9 protein-coding genes are annotated in these 18,369 nt (G+C 69.3%); 4 read left to right on the top strand and 5 right to left on the bottom strand.

Going from position 1 to position 18,369, the window contains the following annotated elements; translation table 11 throughout:
* Position 1: 1 nt before the first annotated feature.
* The 5 genes from IFT55_RS11935 to IFT55_RS11915 all read right to left on the bottom strand — a co-directional run bounded on the left by IFT55_RS11935 (position 2) and on the right by IFT55_RS11915 (position 4,220).
* Positions 2–847, bottom strand: coding sequence for a DUF4198 domain-containing protein (locus IFT55_RS11935; protein WP_192092312.1), 846 nt, complete (start codon positions 845–847; stop codon positions 2–4).
* 22 nt (positions 848–869) lie between these two features.
* Complete coding sequence (locus IFT55_RS11930) at positions 870–1,364, bottom strand: DUF2271 domain-containing protein (RefSeq protein WP_192092310.1); 495 nt, start codon at positions 1,362–1,364, stop codon at positions 870–872.
* A gap of 14 nt (positions 1,365–1,378) precedes the next feature.
* Positions 1,379–2,056, bottom strand: coding sequence for a PepSY-associated TM helix domain-containing protein (locus tag IFT55_RS11925; protein WP_192092308.1), 678 nt, complete (start codon positions 2,054–2,056; stop codon positions 1,379–1,381).
* 77 nt (positions 2,057–2,133) lie between these two features.
* Entirely contained in the window at positions 2,134–3,960 is a 1,827-nt protein-coding gene (locus tag IFT55_RS11920; RefSeq protein WP_192092306.1) for a putative bifunctional diguanylate cyclase/phosphodiesterase, read from the bottom strand.
* Positions 3,961–4,043: 83 nt separating this feature from the next.
* Complete coding sequence (locus IFT55_RS11915) at positions 4,044–4,220, bottom strand: hypothetical protein (RefSeq protein ID WP_192092304.1); 177 nt, start codon at positions 4,218–4,220, stop codon at positions 4,044–4,046.
* Positions 4,221–4,445: 225 nt separating this feature from the next.
* On the opposite strand from IFT55_RS11915, the gene IFT55_RS11910 reads away from it, so the two are divergent.
* From IFT55_RS11910 to IFT55_RS11895, 4 genes are all read left to right on the top strand, one after another.
* On the top strand, positions 4,446–13,568 hold the full coding sequence (locus IFT55_RS11910; protein WP_192092302.1) for a BapA/Bap/LapF family large adhesin: 9,123 nt from the start codon (positions 4,446–4,448) through the stop codon (positions 13,566–13,568).
* A gap of 138 nt (positions 13,569–13,706) precedes the next feature.
* The gene (locus IFT55_RS11905) at positions 13,707–15,023 is read left to right on the top strand and encodes a TolC family protein (protein WP_249403788.1); all 1,317 of its coding nucleotides are present in this window, start codon (positions 13,707–13,709) and stop codon (positions 15,021–15,023) included.
* Complete coding sequence (locus IFT55_RS11900) at positions 15,020–17,173, top strand: type I secretion system permease/ATPase (RefSeq protein ID WP_342029301.1); 2,154 nt, start codon at positions 15,020–15,022, stop codon at positions 17,171–17,173. Before IFT55_RS11905 ends, IFT55_RS11900 begins: the two co-directional genes overlap by 4 nt.
* Complete coding sequence (locus IFT55_RS11895; protein ID WP_192092299.1) at positions 17,170–18,351, top strand: HlyD family efflux transporter periplasmic adaptor subunit; 1,182 nt, start codon at positions 17,170–17,172, stop codon at positions 18,349–18,351. The genes IFT55_RS11900 and IFT55_RS11895 overlap by 4 nt, the downstream gene beginning before the upstream one ends.
* Positions 18,352–18,369 lie beyond the last annotated feature (18 nt).

The raw sequence follows: 18,369 nt of genomic DNA, 5'->3' as shown, positions 1-18,369 counted from the left end.
GTCAGGGCGTCATGACCTCCAGCGTCGTGATATAGCCCATGCGTCGTCCGGTGACGCGCGGTGCACTGCCCTTAGCATCCTCAGCCGTTGCGTTGAGCCAGTACATTCCCGCCGCAGGCCAGTCGACCGCCAGCACGCCATCGGCACCGGTGGTGAGTTCGCGTGCCCCCTCCGCATCGCGATACCGCTTGCCGCCCGGCACCACGGTCACCTTGATGCCCGGCGCGGGGCGGCCGTCGATTAGGAAGCGGAAGCGCGCGGTTTCACCGGCGACCAGTTCGTCGGGATGCGTGACGGGGTCGAGTTCCAGACCCTTGCCGGTCGGTTTGAACACGGTGCGCGTCGGTTCGCCGGCCGTCACGAAAATCTCGTTCCGTGTGCTGACGTCGGTCAGCGTGACGTCGGTGGCGTCGGCGGGAATGTCGGCCACGGTGAGCGGCGGACGGCGCACCCCGTCGGGTCCGGGCGGACCGCCGCGTCCGCCGACGCGGCGTTCCTCGCCATTCACCTTGAAGCTGCCTTGCACCCCCGACATTTCGGTGCCGATCTTCCACGTCCCGGCCTTGTCCAGCTGCACGTCGAACACCGAGCGATAGCGGCCGGTCGCGCCGTTCTGGACCCGGCCCGGCGATCCGTCGGGCTGCCACACCTTGACCCCTTCCAGCCGGCCGGGCTGGTGATCTGCATAGAACAGGTCGTTGGATGCGGCGAAATCGACCGTGACCCAGCTGGTGGTCCCGGAAAAGACGGTGCCCGACGGCAGCATCCACAGGCGATGGGCGGACACGGCGGCAGGCAGCGAAAGCAGGGCGGCGGCGACGATCAGGCGTCGGGCGAAACGGGGCATCGGCAGGTTCCTTCGTACGGGATCAGCGGGCGGCGATGGTGACGGCGCCGAGTTCATGGCTGCCGGTGGCGCGCGCGACCTTTGCCGGGACCGACAGCGGCACCTGTACCAGCTCGCGACCGCCGGTTTCGCGCGCGGCCTCGACGTTCAGGACATAGGCACCCGGTTTCAGGTTCGCGGGCAGCGGGATGACATGCGTGCCGGGCGCACGGGTTGCCCCGCTGACGCCATCGGCGGGCAGGGCAAGGCTGCGTCCGCCCTTGCGCCACCATGCGCGCAGATCGGCGAGCCATTTCGTCCCCGGCTCCGCGCCGCGCTTCTTCACATCGTACCACAGCGCCAGCGTCCGTGCGCCGCCGCCGCCCACCGGTTCGACCCACACCGCGACATAGGGCCGGTGATATTCGGCGACGTTGAGCCGGGGAATGGTGACGCTGACCGTGCCGGCGGACGGGGGCGGGGCGGGGGCGGCGGCGATGGTCACACCGCCCAGAACCATGAGAGACAAGGTGCGCATGACGGAAAACCCCTTCAGTGGATCGCGAAGACGGCAAGGATGACCGGCAATGCCACGCCCGCCGCGACCAATGGCCATGTCGATGGTCGTCGCTTCGCATGAAGCTGCAACAGCAACAGCCCGGTGATCGAAAACAGGATGCAGGCGACGGCGAACACGTCGATGAACCAGAACCAGCCGGCGCCCGCATTGCGCCCCTTATGCAGGTCGTTGAGATAGCTGATCCAGCCGCGATCGGTCGTTTCTGCCCGGATCGCGCCGGTCGCGCGGTCGATGCTCACCCACGCATCGCCGCCGGGACGCGGCAGCGCGACATACGCCTCGCCGTCCGACCATTCGACCGCACGCCCGGCGGTATCCAGCCCGGTCGCGTCGCGTACCGCCGTCACCACCGGCTGGGGCAGCGTCGCGTCGGCGGACGCGGGCGTTGCCAGCGCGGCGCGCAGCGGCGGCGGCAGTGTGCCGGTACGTTCGGCGACCACCGGTTCGGCGGAAATCGACCCGGCATGGTTCAGCGTGATGCCGGTGATCGAGAACAGCAGCATCGCCGCCAGCGACAGGCCCGCGCTGATCCAGTGCCATGCGATCAGCTGTTTCGCCCACCACGCCTTCCAGTTGCGCGACCGACGTTTCGCAGCGGCGGCCGCATGCGGTTGCCCGCCCTGCGCGGTCGTCGGAAATGGACTGGTCATCGTCGTGCTCACCCCTGCTGTGCCGTGCGCTATTGCGAGGCACTCGCAGTGTCAAGCGCGAACGCCGGGCCGCCGGATCAGCTTTTCCCCGCCACGCGAAGTTCGGGTTTGTATCCAGGACGTTGGGCCCGTTCGATCAATAATGCCGTCGTAGCGTCCCGATCGGCCGGGCGTGCGTACAGATATCCCTGACCCAGCACGCAACCGGCACGGGCGAGATGGTCCGCCTGTTCCTCGGTCTCGATTCCCTCGGCGATCAGGCGGATGTCGAGCTTTCCCGCGATCTGGATCAGCCCTTCGATGATCGCCATGCTGGCATTGTCCGCCGCCAGCCGGTCGACGAAGCTCTTGTCGATCTTGAGGATGTCGACCGGCACGGTCAGCAGGTGCGTCAGCGACGCATAGCCGGTGCCGAAATCGTCGAGCGCGACGCGCAGCCCCTGCGCCCGCAACGCCTCTACCGCCTTGCGGACCGACCGGTCGCCTTCGCCCATATAGACGGTTTCGGTGATTTCGAGGATGACGTGCCGCAACGGCACGCGCTCCTGTTCGAACGCCGCCGTCAGCGTCCGGTCCAGCGTGCCGCCGTGGATATCCGCCGACGACACGTTGATTCCGACATGCTGGAACGGGATGCCCATATCCAGCCACCGGCGCACGTCCTTCGCGACGATCGCCATCATGCGGCGGGTCAGCGCGGTGGCGACGTGGACGTCGCTGGTCGCTTCGTGGAAATGCGCGGCGGGGACGATCCGGTCGCCGATCCGCATCCGGCACAATGCCTCCAGCCCGACGATCTCGCGCGTGTCGAGCCGCACGACCGGCTGGTAGAAGGCGTCGATCCGACCTTCGCGTAACGCCGCGTCGACGTCGCGAATGTCGCTGAGGCGTCGGGTGATCGACGTGCCGAGGCCCGGCCAATAGCGGACGAAACCGCCGCGATTGACCGTTTTCGCATGATACAGCGCGAAATCGGCATTCTGGCGCACCCGTTCCGCCACGCAGTCGCCATCCGCCAGGATCGCGCCGCCGATCGTCGTGCGGGGGATGACGACGTGACCGCCGCAATCGCCCGGCTCCGCCAGCGCGAGGAGGACGCGTTCGGCGGTGCGTTCCAGATCGCGCAGTGATTCGGGCGTCCGCAGCAGGATCGCGAATTCGTCGCCGCCCAGCCGGAAGGTGCGTTCGCGTTCCATCGCCGCAGAGATACGTTCGCCGACGATCCGCAACAGGCAGTCGCCGGCAGCATGGCCGAACGTGTCGTTGACGACCTTCAGATTGTCGAGATCGAGCACCAGCAACGCCCAGTTGCCCGGTGTCGTGCAATCGAGCGCGCCCAGCGCGATGTTGAACGCCGCCCGGTTGGCCAGCCCGGTCAGTGCGTCGGTGAAGGCGCGACGTTCATGTTCGACGACGCGCTGATGCCGGTCGAACGCGATCACCGCCAGCGGAAGGCAGTGGCGTACGATCATGCGTTCCAGATCGGTCGGTCCGCGCGGTTCGCGGTAATAGAAGGCGAAGGTGCCCATCACCTGCCCGCGTGAATCGATGATCGGGCTGGACCAGCAGGCGCGCAGCCCGAGCGGAAGCGCCAGATCGCGATAGCCTTCCCAACGGGGATCGGTGGCGATGTCGACGGCCGCCACCTCGCGGCGCAGGAACGCCGCCGTACCGCATGATCCGGCGTTGGGGCCGATCGGCACGCCGTCGGCGGCTAGGAAATATTCCTGCGACATGCCGGGTCCAGCCAGCGGACGCAGCTTTCCAGCCGGATCGACCGCGATCAGCGTGCAGATGACGTCGGGAAGCAGCTTTTCCGCTTCGACGCACAGCCGGGTGGCGGTGCTGGCCAGCGTGTCGCCCCGCGCAATCGTTTCAAGAATGATATTCTGAAATTGTAGCATGTCATCCCCGAACGCGACGGCGGTACCGAATGCCGCATTGCGTTCTGTAAACTGGCGGTCAGCCATTGTGCGCACGACCATCCTTAATAAAGCTCGAACGCAAGCAGCCGCAGCTCATAATATCGTGCAAGGGTACGGTGCGCGCGCATCGCCTCGACCGTCCACGCGGTGCGCGCCATCCGGCGTTCGCGATCGATGCAGCGTTGAAGGTGCGCGCGTTCGTCTCCGCCCTTCGCAATGGCCGACTTCGCTGTCCGCATGATCCGTCCCGCTCCTGTCTGCACCGGTCGATACCCTAGGGCCACCGGCGTTCTCCTGATCCTTAGCTACGCTTGGGATCCCGGGGCGGGTTAGGTCTTTCCGATCCGGCATCGGATCAAATGCAGCATTCGTCCCGGCCCCCATATTATGTGTTGCGGGTAACGGTGCCGACAGGACCTGACGCGGTCCCGAAAGAGCGGCGCCCCTTCAGGGGATCGAGCGCCATGGACGTCGAAGTAATCAGCAAGACGAGCGGTGCCGTCAATATCGTCTCTACCGATGCGATCGAACTGAATGGGGCCAGTATCGTGCAGCTTCGCGTCGAACGATCCGCGATCGCGGCGTTCGAACGGCAGGGCGACGACCTCATACTTCGAATGGCGGGCGGTGAAATGATCCGCATCCCGCGCTTCTATGTCCTGCATCAGGGGGGCGACAGCGATCTGGTGCTGATCGAACGCGATGGCGGGAAATGGCTGGCGCAGTCCGGTTCGGGCGTGCCGCGGTTCGTTCCGCTGGAAGAGATCGATCCGTTGCTGGCGGTCGGTGGTCCGGGCGGCGGGGGATCGGGGCTGTTGATCCCGGCCCTCGCGGTCGGTGGTGCCGCCACAGGCGTAGGCGTCGGCGTCGCGGCATCGGGCGGGGGTGGCGGCGGTAACGATGGCAACGGCGGTAACGACGGCGGCAGCACGCCGCCCGACACGATCGCGCCGTCCGCGCCGACCGCGACCATCACGGCGAACGGGTCGGGCGTATCGGGCGTGGGCGAGGCGGGGGCGACCGTTCAGGTCCGCAGTACGGCGGGCGCGGTGGTCGCGACCGGAACGGTGGGTGCCGACGGCAATTATGCGGTCGCGCTCACGCCACCGCGCATCACTGGCGAGCCGTTGAGCGTGATCCAGACCGATGCGGCGGGCAACGCATCCGTCCCGACCACGGTGACCGCGCCCGATCTGGTCGCGCCGACGGCACCGGCCGCGACCGTTTCGGACGATGGCGCGCAAGTGACGGGACAGGGTGAGCCGGGCGCGCGGATCGAGGTGCGCGACGCGGCGGGGACGGTGATCGGCACCGCCGTGGCAGCCGCCGACGGCAGCTTCGCGGTCGCGCTGACGACGCCGCAAACCGCAGGCGGTTCGCTGACGATCGTGCAGGCCGATGCCGCCGGCAACGTCTCCGCCCCCGTGACGCTTGCGACCTCCGACTTGACCGCACCCGACGCGCCGGTGGTGACACTGTCGCCGGATGGCGCCACGGTCGGCGGTACGGGAGAACCGGGGGCGACCGTGCGGGTGATCGATGGCAGGGGCACGATGATCGCGACGGGCACGGTCGGCGCGGATGGCGGCATCCTCGTCGCGCTGGTCCCGCCCGCCAATGACGGCGGGACGCTGACCGTCGTCCAGATCGATGCCGCCGGCAACGTCTCCGCCCCCGTGACGCTTGCGACCTCCGACTTGACCGCACCCGACGCGCCGGTGGTGACACTATCGCCGGATGGCGCCACGGTCGGCGGTACGGGAGAACCGGGGGCGACCGTGCGGGTGATCGATGGCGCGGGCACGACGATCGCGACGGGCACGGTCGGCGCGGACGGCGGCATCCTCGTCGCGCTGGTCCCGCCCGCCAATGACGGCGGTTCGCTGACGATCGTGCAGGCCGATGCCGCCGGTAACGTCTCCGCCCCCGTGACGCTTGCGACCCCCGACTTGACCGCACCCGGCGCGCCGGTGGTGACGCTGTCGTCCGATGGCAGCTCGGTCGGCGGTACGGGGGAACCGGGGGCGACCGTGCGGGTGATCGATGGCGCGGGCATGACGATCGCGACGGGCACGGTCGGCGCGGACGGCGGCATCCTCGTCGCGCTGGTCCCGCCCGCCAATGACGGCGGGACGCTGACCGTCGTCCAGATCGATGCCGGCGGCAATGCGTCGCCCGCCGCGACGCTGGTGACGCCCGACGCCACCGCACCCGCGTCGCCGGTTGCGCAGGTCGCGCCCGATGGGCTGACGGTGTCGGGTACCGGCGAAGCGGGTGCGACCGTCACGGTCGCTGCGCCCGCCGGGGCGATCATCGGCACCGCGCTGGTGGGAACCGACGGCAGCTACGTCGTGCGGATCGCGCCGGCGCAGATCGATGGCGAAGCGTTGCGCGTCGTCCAGACCGATCCTGCCGGCAATGCCTCCGATCCCGTGACCGTGGCCGCGCCCGATCTGACCGCGCCTGACGCGCCGGCCGTCGTACTTGCCCCGGACGGCGCGAGCATCAGCGGCACCGGCGAACCCGGCGCGACCGTGACCGCGACGACCCCGGCGGGCGTTCCGATCGGCAGCGGGATCGTGGCGGACGACGGCAGCTTCGTCGTCACGCTCAACCCCGCACAGGCGAATGGCGAGACGTTCGCCGTCGCCCAGACCGATCGGAGCGGCAATAGTTCGCCATCGGTCACGCTGACCGCACCCGATATCACCGCACCGGGTGCGCCGGTGGCGCAGGTCGATGCCGACGGAATCTCGGTCGCGGGCACCGGGGAGCCGGGCGCGATCGTCCGCATCCATGACCCGGCGGACGTGGAGATCGGATCGGCGACCGTCCGGGCCGACGGCACCTATCTGGCCCCGCTCAATCCGCCGCAGACCAACGGCGAAGCGCTGTCGGTCGTTCAGGTCGACGACGCGGGGAATGTGTCGGTCGCGGTCGTGACGGTAGCGCCCGACTTCACCATGCCCGCCGCACCGACCGCCGCCATCAACGGCGACGGAACCAGCGTTACCGGCACCGGAGAGGCTGGCGCGACGCTGAACGTCACCGATACGGACGGCACGATCGTCGGCACCGCGACCGTTGCGGCGGATGGCACGTATCTGGCGCCGCTGACCCCGCCGCAGGCCGATGGACAGGCATTGTCGGTCGTGCAGCGCGACACCGCCGGCAACGCGTCACCCGCGATCCCACTGGTCGCGCCCGATATCACCGCCCCCGTCGCCCCCGCCGCGACGATCGATCCGACCGGCACGGTCGTGACCGGATCGGGCGAACCGGGAGCGGCGATCGTGGTGCGCTCCGCCGACGGCACCACCATCGGCGTCGGCACCGCCGATGCGCGGGGCGCGTTCGCCGTACCGGTCACGCCGTCGTTGATCGATGGTCAGACGTTGTCGGTCGTGCAGGCAGACGCGGCAGGCAATGTGTCACCCGCGACACCGCTGACCGCGCCCGACCTGACCGCGCCGGCCGCGCCGGTCGCGGCGGTTTCGCCCGATGGTGCCAGCGTTGTCGGGACGGGCGACCCCGGCGCGACCGTGTCCGTCACCGATCCGCTGGGGGTGGCGATCGGGTCGGGCGTGGTGGCACCGGACGGCAGCTATGCCGTTACGCTGGTCCCGGCGCAAATCGATGGCGAAGCGGTCGAGGTGGTGCAGACCGATGTCGCGGGCAATGTTTCGCCGCCTGCCGTCGCGATCGCGCCCGATCTGGTCCCCGACACGGGTCCCGATGCCCCGACCGCGTTGTTCGCGCCGGACGGCACAGCGGTGTCGGGCACGGCGGAGGCGTTCGCGGCGATCACGGCACGCGATGCGACCGGCGCGGTAATTGCCACCGGTTCCGCTGCCGCAGATGGCAGCTACACGCTGCCGATCGCGCCGCCGCGGATCGATGGCGAGACGGTGCGCGTCACGCAGACCGATGCCGACGGGCTGGTTTCGGCACCCTCCACCGCGTTCGCGCCCGATCTGACCGCACCGTCCGCGCCGACCGCGACGCTGGATGCCAGCGGGACCGTCGTCACCGGCACCGGCGAACGCGGCAGTGCGATCACGATCCGCGCGGACGACGGCAGCGTGCTGGGCACCGCCACGGTCAATGCGCGTGGCAGTTACGTCGCGTTGCTGACCTCCGCACAGCGCGACGGCGAAACCCTGTCGGTCGTGCAGACCGATCGCGCGGGCAATGCGTCGTCGCCGCTGTTCCTGACGGCGGCCGACGTTACCGCGCCGCCCGCACCGCTCGCGACGGTCGACGCCACTGGTGCGACCGTCACCGGCACCGGCGAGCCGGGAGCGACCGTGCGCGTGTCCGGTCCGGGCGGCGTACCGCTGGGATCGGCATTGGTCGCGGTGGACGGCAGCTATGTCGTACCGATCGCGCCGGCACAGGCGAACGGCCAGCCGCTGACGGTCGTGCAGGTTGATACCGCCGGCAACGTCTCGCCCGCGACCGGTGCGCTTGCGCCCGACCTGACGGCACCCGCGACGCCCAGCGCGATCGTGTCGGTCGACGGGACGGCGGTATCGGGGGTTGGGGAACGCGGCGCGGTGGTCGTGGTGACCGCCGGCGACGGCACGTTGCTCGGCAGCAGCACGGTGCGTCCGAACGGAAGCTATACCGTCCTGCTTCAGACCCCGCAGATCGATGGCGAAACGCTGTCGGTGGTCCAGCGCGACGCGGCCGGCAACACATCCGCGCCTGCTACCCCGATCGCACCCGACTATGTCGCGCCGCCCGCCCCGGTAGCGACGGTCGCGCCGGACGGGGCGGCGGTGACCGGGACGGGCGAGGCTGGGGCGATCGTCACCGTGCGCGATGCTGATGGGGACGTTCTGGGCAGCGCCACCGTCTTGCCGGACGGCAGCTTCACGGTGCCGCTTACGCCGCGTCAGGCGAATGGCGAGGCGCTGTCGGCGGTGCAGGCCGATGCGGCGGGCAATGCGTCGCCCGTCGTGCCGCTGATCGCGCCCGATATCACCGCGCCGACAGCACCCGTGGCAGCGGTCGCGCAAGACGGAACGGCAGTGACCGGGACGGGCGAGGCCGGGGCGACTGTTACCGTGCGCGATGCCGATGGGGACGTTCTGGGGAGCGCCACCGTCTTGCCTGACGGCAGCTTCACGGTGCCGCTCACCCCGCGTCAGGCGAATGGCGAGGCACTGTCGGTCGTGCAGTCCGATGCGGCGGGCAATGCCTCGCTCGTCGTGCCGCTGATCGCGCCCGATATCACGGCGCCGGCAGCCCCCGTGGCAGCGGTCGCGCAGGACGGTACGGCAGTGACCGGGACGGGTGAAGCCGGGGCGATCGTTACCGTGCGCGATGTTGATGGCGATCCGCTGGCCAGTGTCGTGGTCGGGGCCGATGGCAGCTTCGTGGTGCCGCTCACCCCGCGACAGGCGAATGGCGAGGCACTGTCGGTTGTGCAGGTTGATGCCACGGGTAACGCGTCGCCCGTCGTGCCGCTGACCGCGCCGGATATCACCGCGCCGACCGCGCCCACGCTGACGATCGGGCCGGACGGTGCGAGCGCCGCCGGCACCGGAGAACCGGGGGCGGCGATCACGATCACCGATCCGCAGGGGGCGGTGATCGGCACGGCCACGGTCGATCCGGACGGCAATTATACGACGCCGCTCATACCAGCGAAGGTCGATGGCGAGCGGTTGACGGCAGTGCAGGCCGATGGGACCGGCAACGCGTCGGCCGGCGTGACCGCCGTGGCACCCGACTTCACCGCGCCGCCCGCGCCGACCGCCACGGTATCGGGCGACGGGACGCAGGTGACCGGAACCGGTCAGCCGGGCGGGACCATCCTGATCGCCGATGCGACCGGTGCGACGATCGCGATCGCTACCGTCCAGCCCGGCGGGAACTACGTCGCCACGCTGGACCCGCCACGGGCGAATGGCGAAGTGTTGACCGTCACGCAGTCCGATGCCGCCGGCAACCTGTCGCCCGCGATCGACATCGACGCGCCCGATATCACCGCGCCCGCCGCGCTGGACGCGGTCATCGCCACCGATGGTTCGGGGGTGTCGGGCACTGGGGAGCCGGAGGCGGTCGTCACGATCGTGGCGGAGGACGGTACGCTGCTGGGCGGCGTGGCGGTCGAGCCGGACGGCAGCTTCGCGTTCCCGTTCGTACCGCCGCTGGTCGAGGGCGAGGTGCTGAGGCTGTCGCAGACCGACGCTGGCGGCAACGAATCGTCGCCGGTGACCTTGGTCGCGCCCGATCTGACCGCGCCCGGTGCGCCGTTGGCATCGATCGATGCGACCGGATCGGTGGTGACCGGCGTGGGCGAGGCGGGAGCGACGATCACCGTGTCGACCGCGACCGGTACGATCGTCGGCACCGCCACGGCGGCGGCGGACGGCAGCTTCACGGTGCCGCTGACCCCGCCCCAGGCCAATGGCGGATCGCTGGTCGTGGTGCAGGAGGATGCGGCGGGGAACGTGTCGCCGGATCTGCCGCTGATCGCGCCCGACATCACGCCGCCTGCGATCCCGGTCGCGGCCGTCGCGATCGGCGGCACGGCGGCCACGGGCACCGGAGAGGCGGGGGCGACGGTCCGCGTCGTCGGGGCGGGCGGCGTGCTGCTCGGGGCGGTTCAGGTCGCGACCGACGGATCGTTCACCGTGCCGCTGACCCCCGCACAGGCCGACGGCCAGCCGCTGGCGGTGGTGCAGGAGGACCGGGCAGGCAATTTGTCGCCCACGCTGTCGCTGACCGCGCCCGATATCACTCCGCCGCCCGCACCGACGATCCAGATCGTCGGCAATGGCGCGGTCGCGACCGGTATCGGCGAACCCGGCGCGCGTGTGACGATCACCGACGCGGCCGGCACCGTGCTGGGCAGCGCCACGGTGCGGGCGGGAGGCGGCTATGTCGTGCCGCTGTCCCCGCCGCAGACCGACGGCGAGATTCTGCGTGCGATTCAGGTCGACCGCGCCGGCAATCCGTCGCCGCCCGGCATCGCGATCGCGCCGGACATGACCGCACCCCTGGTGCCGACCGCGACGGTTTCGGCCGATGGCGCGACGGTCAGCGGGACCGGCGTGTCGGGCGGGCGGATCACGGTGACCGGCCCCGACGGGACGATCATCGGCACTGCGGTGGCCGACGGCAACGGTGCCTATGTCGCGCCGCTGTCGCCGGCGCAGGGCAATGGCGAAGTGCTGAACGTGGTGCAGGCCGATGGTGCCGGGAACGTGTCGTCGCCGGTCCCGGTCGTGGCCCCCGATTTCACCGCGCCCGCCGCGCCGGTCGCCGCGCTGGACGCCAATGGCGCGATCGTCACCGGGTCGGGCGAACCCGGCGCGCGGATCAGCGTGACGAACGCGGCCGGCGTCGAAATCGGCACCGCGATCGTGCGGGCCGATGGCGACTATGCCGTCGCGCTGTCGCCGCCGCAGGCCAATGGCGAGGTGCTGTCCGTCACGCAGACCGACGGGGCGGGCAACCCGTCGTTGCCCACCGGGCTTCAGGCGCTGGACGTCACCGCGCCGCCGCCGCCCGCCGGACTGACCGTCGCCCCCGATGGCACCAGCGTCAGCGGACAGGGCGAAGCCGGTGCCACGGTGGTCGTCCGCGATTCAGCCGGCACGGTATTGGGCAGCGCGGTCGTGGCCGGGGACGGGCGCTTCGTCGTCCCGCTGGCCGTGGGGCAGACCGACGGCGATACGCTGTCGGTGCGGCAGACGGATGGTGCGGGCAACCAGTCCGGTCCGGCCCTTGTCGTCGCGCCGTTCGATATCGTCGCGTTCGACAACGCCGACGCGGCGGGCATCGACCTGCTGGCTCCGACGACTTCGGTCGACTTCGGCGGCGCCGCCTATGTGTTGCTGACGTCGGTCGGGCTGCTGAACCTTCAGGCGGAGGTGCTGGGCACGCCCGCGGTACGGTTCTCGGTCGATCCGGGGCATTCGCTGGGGGCGGTGTTCACCTATGGCGCGGTCGCCGATATTACTGCGCTCGCCGGTTATTCGGTGGTCGTGCAACGGTTTGACGGGACGCGGTGGGTCGCGGCCGATGGACCCGGCAGTACGTCCGTGCTGCGTCTCAACCTGCTGAACGGGGATCTGGTCGCGACCGACAGTTTCGGACCCGGCGAATATCGCGCGTTCCTGGCGTATAGTGGCACCGTCGGCCTGGGGCTGCTGGGCACGCTGGCGGTGAGGGGAACCGATACCGATTTCACGCAGGTGTCCGCCGCCGTACCGCAGGCGACCGACGGCAATTTCATCACCGACGCGAATGCCGGTGGCGACGTCGATTCGGCCAGTCCACAGACCAGCGTGCAAAGCGTGACGGTCAACGGCGTCACGACCGCGATCGCGGCGGACGGCACCGTCGTCGATGGTGCCTGGGGGACGCTGATCGTCGACCGCGACGGCAGCTATACCTATACCCCCGATGCCAACCCGGCGGCGATCGGGCGGACCGAGACGATCGGATACACGCTGTTCGATGCCAGCGACGGCGAAACCGCGACGGCAACGCTGTCGATCGCCATCGGCAGCCCCGATATCGCCGCCGCGCCGACCGCGGCGAACGATTTCGCCGTGGTCGCAGTCGATTACGTCAACGTCGAGACGTCGATCGCACCGGCGCAGGAATTCAGCTTCCTCACGCCGACTGCAGTGCTGGTATCGCGTACCGCCAGCGGAGCCGATACCTTCACCGTCGCCACCAACACTACGTCGGACGTCACGATCATCGCGGCGCGGTCAGGGCTGCTCGCGGTCCTGCCCAGCTATACGATCGTCGTCACCGACAGCAGGGGGACGGAAGTCGGCCGCGTGACGCAGACGTCGGCGGCCAACCTGCTGGGATCGGGCGCGACGCTCACCATCCCCGACCTGCCGGCGGGGACGTACAGCTATACCGTGTCGAGCACCAACTTCGTCGGCACGGGCTATGGCACCACCGTCTACATCAGCGAGGTCGTGACGCATCTCGACCGGTTCGTGGCGACCGATATCGGCACGGTCGACGGCAATGTGTTCGATAACGACGCCGCCGGCTCGGCGTTCGCGACGCTGCGGATCGGCAATGCCGCGATCGGCGATCCGGTGACGATCGCCGGCACGTACGGCACGCTGACGATCGACGGCACGGGCAGCTATTCCTACCAGCCCGCCGCCGGGCTGCCCTATTCGACCAGCGATCTGGTGGACCGCTTCACCTATCAGATCGTCCAGCCGAACGGCGCGGTCGCGGAGGCGACGCTGGCGATCACGATCGACGTTCCGGGCGTGGGCGGTTTCGGGAGGCTGGCGGCCGATGCGATCGCGCTGGACGACGATATGCTGGCGGGGCTGGCGGTCGATGATCTGGACGGGGCGGACCTGCCGACCGTCGACGCCGACCTGTTGTTCGCCGAGTTCGAAGGACAGGGCACGCCCGAGGACGTGCTGACCCGGTATCTCGACGAGCCGATGGACGGGGAGCAAGCGGGGCAGATGACGGGTGTCGATATGACCGGGGCGGTCGTCTTCGAACCGGCCGATCCGCTGGATTACCTTGCAGCGATCGACGAGCAGGATCGCAACGGAGCCCTCCACCACCCTGTATTATGAGCACCCCGACAGAGTCTTAATTGTGATATTGTCTTTATTTAACAAATGTTTCTAATTTTTGTCGACTTATCAATACGTTCATGTTTATTGAATGCCTTCTCCGTTAGATGTTCGGCGGACGATAGGGAAATCGAGAACATGAGTTGCCCTTGGCGCGATTTCCCAAGGTACGGCGTACAACTGGTGATAACGGCGGCGATCGGCATGGCCGGTGCCGTCGGCGCGACGGAAGCGGATGCGCCGCTGACGCTGGAACGTGCCGCACGTGCCGCCGTCGAGTGGCATCCCGTCATCAGCGAAGCCGCCGGTGTGCTGAACGCGCGCGGTGAGCAGGTGGCCGTCGCACGCGCCGGCTATCTGCCGCAGGTGTCGGCAGGCGTGGGCACCGGGATCGACAGCCGGATCGGCGGCAACTGGCGCCCGCGTCCGCAACTGAACGCGTCGCAGATGCTGTATGATTTCGGCAAGGTCGCCGGCACCGTCGATGCCGCCCGCGCCGATACGGCGGCGGGCCGGGCCGAACTGCTGCTCGCGATCGACCGGCTGATCCGCGACACCGGCTATGCGGTGGTCGAGGCGCAGCGTGCCGCCGCGCTGCGAATCGTCGCGATCGATCAGCAGGCCAGCGTGGGCGAACTGGCGCGGCTGGTCCGCAGCCGCGCCGATCTGGGTGCCGCCACCCGGTCGGATGCATTGCAGGCGCAGGCGCGGGTCGAGGCGGCACAGGCGACGTCGTCGCAGATCGAGGCGGAGGAACGCCGCTGGGGCAGCAATCTGGCGTTCCTGATCGGACAAGACACGCCGCCGACGCAGATCGTCGCCGATGTGCCGGCATGGCTGATGCAAAGCTGCGAGCGCACGGCCCCCGGTTGGGATGTGGTGCCCGAAGTGATGGCAGCCGACGCGCGCGCGGACCGCGCCGCCGCCGATTTCCGCCGCAGCAAGGCCGAACGCTATCCGACGCTGTCGATCGCCGGCGATGCGTCGACCGACATCGCCGATCCGCTGGGCAACCGGTCGCTGTACGGCGGCGGCCTGCGCGTTTCCGGCAATGTGTTCGGCGGTGGCGCATCGCGTGCCCGGCTGCGCGGCGCGGCGTTCGCCGTGGAGGCGGCGGGGGCGGCGGCACGCAATGCGCGCAACGATACGCGGCAGCGGCTGGCCGAGGCGCGGCAGCAGATCGCCGCACTGACCCGGCTGATCGGAACGCAGGCGTCGCGCGAGGCGAACATGCGCGAGACGGCGAAGCTGTACCGGCTGCAATATCTCCAGATGGGCACCCGGACGCTGGTCGACCTGCTCAACGCCGAACAGGAGCTGCATCAGGCGCGGTTCGATTCGGTCAACACGCTGCACGACCTGCGGCGGCTGGAGCTGGAGTGCCTGTACAGTTCGGGTCGCGCGCGCGATGCGTTCGGGCTGACGGGCACGCGGGTGCGCGGAGTGACACTGTGAACGCGCCGGTCGATCTGGCCGGGATGCGCGCCGCGCTGTCGGTCGAACGCTGGATCGCGGCGCTGGCGCGATCCGCCGAACATTTCCGGCTGCCCTTGTCCGAACAGCGTGCGCGACTCGCGGGCCTTTGGAGCGCGACGGGTAGCGAGGAAGCACGGGTCCGGGCGATCGCGCGGGCGTTCGGGCTGGACGTGCGCTTCATCGCGCCGCACGCGATCCGTCTGACCAGCTGGCATCTGCCCGCGATCGTCATCCTCGACGACGGCGAAATCGCGCTGGCCGAAACGATCGATGCGGACGGACAGGTCGGTATCGAGGTGGTGGGCGACGGCGGATATCGCACGGTCGTTCCCGTCGCCGAACTGACCGGCCGGGCCAGCGGTTTCGTGGTGCCGCGCCCACTGCGCAGTGCCGCCGATGCGCGGGTCGACAGCTATATCCGGCCGTATGAGGACCATTGGCTGCGCCGCATCCTGTTGCGCGATGCGCCCGCCTATACCCATGTCATGCTGGCGTCGGTGGTCGCCAACTGCCTTGCGCTGGCGGGCGTGCTGTTTTCGATGCAGGTCTACGATCGGGTGATCCCTGCGGCGTCGCGGCCGACGCTGACGGTGCTGTTCGTCGGCGTGCTGATGGCGATCGGGTTCGATTTCCTGTTGCGCAGGCTGCGGACCGACATCGTCGACGTGCTGGGCAAGCGCGCCGACCTGACCATGTCGGATCAGGTGTTCGGCCACGCGCTGCGCGTGTCGAACCGGGCGCGGCCCAAATCGACCGGCACGTTCATTTCGCAACTGCGCGATCTGGACCAGGTCCGCGACCTGCTGACGTCGACCAGCGTCGCCGCCGCCGCCGACCTGCCGTTCTTCCTGCTGTTCCTCGGGCTGTTGTGGTGGATCGGCGGCGTGCTGGCGTTCGTGCCGCTGGCGGCGCTGGTGCTGCTGGTCGTGCCCGCGCTGCTTGCCCAGCGCCGGCTGCGCGCGCTGGCGACCGAAGCGATGCGTGAATCGTCGCTGCGCAACGCGATGCTGGTCGAAGCGGTGCAGGGGATCGAGGATATCAAGGCGCTGCAGGCCGAGGAACGGTTCCAGCGCCATTGGAACCATTACAACGCGGTGGCGGGGGAAGCGCAGCTCCGGCTGCGCGGGCTGACCGGCACGCTGTCGCTATGGACGCAGAACGTCCAGAACGCGGTCTATGCCGCGGTGATCTTCGTCGGGGCTCCGATGGTGATCGCGGGCGACATCACCACCGGCACGCTGGTCGGCACGTCGATACTCGCGTCGCGGATGATGGCCCCGATGGGCCAGGTGACGCAGCTGTTGAGCCGGTGGCAGCAGGCGCGCGTCGCGATGGGCGGGCTGAACCAGTTGATGGCGTTGCCGGTCGATGCGCCGGCGACGGAGCGGCGCATTCCGGTCGCGGCGGTCAGCGGCGGGTTCACGCTGCGCGACGCGGTGTTCGGCTATGGCGACGACGATGCGCCGCCCGCGCTGACGGTCGCGGCGCTGGACATCCGGCCGGGCGAAAAGATCGCGCTGCTCGGCCGTAACGGCGCGGGGAAATCCACGCTGTTGCAGGGGCTGTCGGGCATGATGCCGCCGCTTTCGGGCGAAGTGCTGCTCGACGGGCTGACGCTGGCGCAGGTCGATCCGGTCGATGTGCGTCGCGACGTCGCGCTGCTGACGCAGAACAGCCGGCTGTTCCATGGAACACTGCGCGAAAATCTCGCGCTGGGCGCACCGATGGCGACCGACGACGAGATGCGCGACGCACTGGCGATGGTCGGGGCCGAAGCGTTCGTCCGGCGGTTGCGCGACGGGCTGGGGCATCCGGTGCTGGAAGGCGGGCTGGGTCTGTCCGGCGGGCAGGTGCAGGCGCTGTTGCTGGCGCGGCTGTTGCTGCGGCGTCCGGTGGTGGCGTTGCTCGACGAACCGACGGCGGCGATGGACGAGGCGACCGAACGCCAGTTCATCCAGCGGTTTGCCCAGTGGAGCCGTGGGCGCACCGTCGTGGTCGCGACACATCGTATGCGGATGCTGGATCTGGTAGACCGGATCGTCGTGATTGATCGCGGGACGGTGGTGCTCGACGCGGCGAAGGACGTGGCGCTGGCACGGATGAACGGCAAGCGGGGCGAGGCGGCATGATCGGGACCGACATACCCGAACCGTTCGGCGACCATGGCGAGGGTCGCCTGCACCGGTCGCGGCGGCTGGTGTGGATCCTCGCTGCGCTGTTCGTGGCGGGGCTGTTATGGGCATGGCTCGCAAGTCTGGATGAAGTCGCGACCGGCGAAGGGCGGGTGGTGCCGACCCGGCGCGAACAGGTGCTGCAATCGCTGGAGGGCGGATTGCTGGCGAAGCTGATGGTGCGGCAGGACGATATCGTTCAGCCCGGACAGGTTCTGGCGCAGCTCGACCCGACGCAGGCGGGATCGACCGTCGAGGAAAGCGCCGCGAAATACCGGGCCGCGCTGGCCAGCGTCGCGCGGCTGGCCGCCGAAGCCAACGACACGCCGCTGACCTTTCCCGCCGAACTGGCCGGGTATCCGGGTCTGCAGGCGGCGGAACGGCGGCTGTATGAAACGCGGCGGCGCAGCCTGCGATCGTCGCAGGGGCTGATCGACGAATCGCTGTCGCTGATCGGTCGGGAAGTGTCGATCGGCGAATCGCTGATCGCGGTCGGCGCGGCGAGCAATGTCGAGGTGCTGCGGCTGCGGCGGCAGCGCGCCGACCTGCAACTCAAGAAGGCGGACCTGCATTCACAATATATGGTCGAGGCGCGGCAGGATCTGGCGCGGGTGAGCGAAGAGGTGGAGGCGCTGGCCCCGGTCGTGCGGGGCCGGTCCGACACGTTGCAACGGCTGACGCTGCGATCGCCGGTCAAGGGCGTGGTCAAGAACATTGAGGTGTCGACGATCGGCGGCGTCATTCCGCCGAACGGCAAGGTCATGGAAATCGTGCCGATCGACGAGCGGCTGCTGGTGGAGGCGCGAATGTCCCCGCGCGACATCGCCTTCATCCGTCCGGGGCAGCGCGCCGGCGTCAAGCTGACGGCGTACGACTATTCCATCTATGGCGGACTGGAAGGTGCGGTGACGAGCATCTCCCCCGACACCATCCGCGACGACGTGAACCCGGAAATCCTGTATTACCGTGTGTTCGTGCGGACCAATTCGGACGCGCTGACGAACAGCGCAGGCAAGCGTTTCGCGATCACGCCCGGCATGGTCGCGACGGTAGATATCCACACCGGCAGCAAGACCGTGCTGCAATATCTGCTCAAACCGCTCAACCGTGCGCGAGAGGCGCTGCGTGAGCGATGACCGGCGGTTTTCCATCGA

The sequence above is a fragment of the Sphingomonas sp. CFBP 13720 genome (genome assembly GCF_014842075.1).
Taxonomy (GTDB): domain Bacteria; phylum Pseudomonadota; class Alphaproteobacteria; order Sphingomonadales; family Sphingomonadaceae; genus Sphingomonas.
This window is presented reverse-complemented; position numbering and strand designations above follow the sequence as displayed.

Bases quoted from the DNA above. Each gene is read 5' to 3' on its own strand.
- IFT55_RS11925 (WP_192092308.1), bottom strand. From the start codon at position 2,056: ATGACCAGTCCATTTCCGACGACCGCGCAGGGCGGGCAACCGCATGCG.
- IFT55_RS11910 (WP_192092302.1), top strand. From the start codon at position 4,446: ATGGACGTCGAAGTAATCAGCAAGACGAGCGGTGCCGTCAATATCGTC.
- IFT55_RS11935 (WP_192092312.1), bottom strand. From the start codon at position 847: ATGCCCCGTTTCGCCCGACGCCTGATCGTCGCCGCCGCCCTGCTTTCG.
- IFT55_RS11920 (WP_192092306.1), bottom strand. From the start codon at position 3,960: ATGCTACAATTTCAGAATATCATTCTTGAAACGATTGCGCGGGGCGAC.
- IFT55_RS11895 (WP_192092299.1), top strand. From the start codon at position 17,170: ATGATCGGGACCGACATACCCGAACCGTTCGGCGACCATGGCGAGGGT.
- IFT55_RS11905 (WP_249403788.1), top strand. From the start codon at position 13,707: ATGAGTTGCCCTTGGCGCGATTTCCCAAGGTACGGCGTACAACTGGTG.
- IFT55_RS11930 (WP_192092310.1), bottom strand. From the start codon at position 1,364: ATGCGCACCTTGTCTCTCATGGTTCTGGGCGGTGTGACCATCGCCGCC.
- IFT55_RS11915 (WP_192092304.1), bottom strand. From the start codon at position 4,220: ATGCGGACAGCGAAGTCGGCCATTGCGAAGGGCGGAGACGAACGCGCG.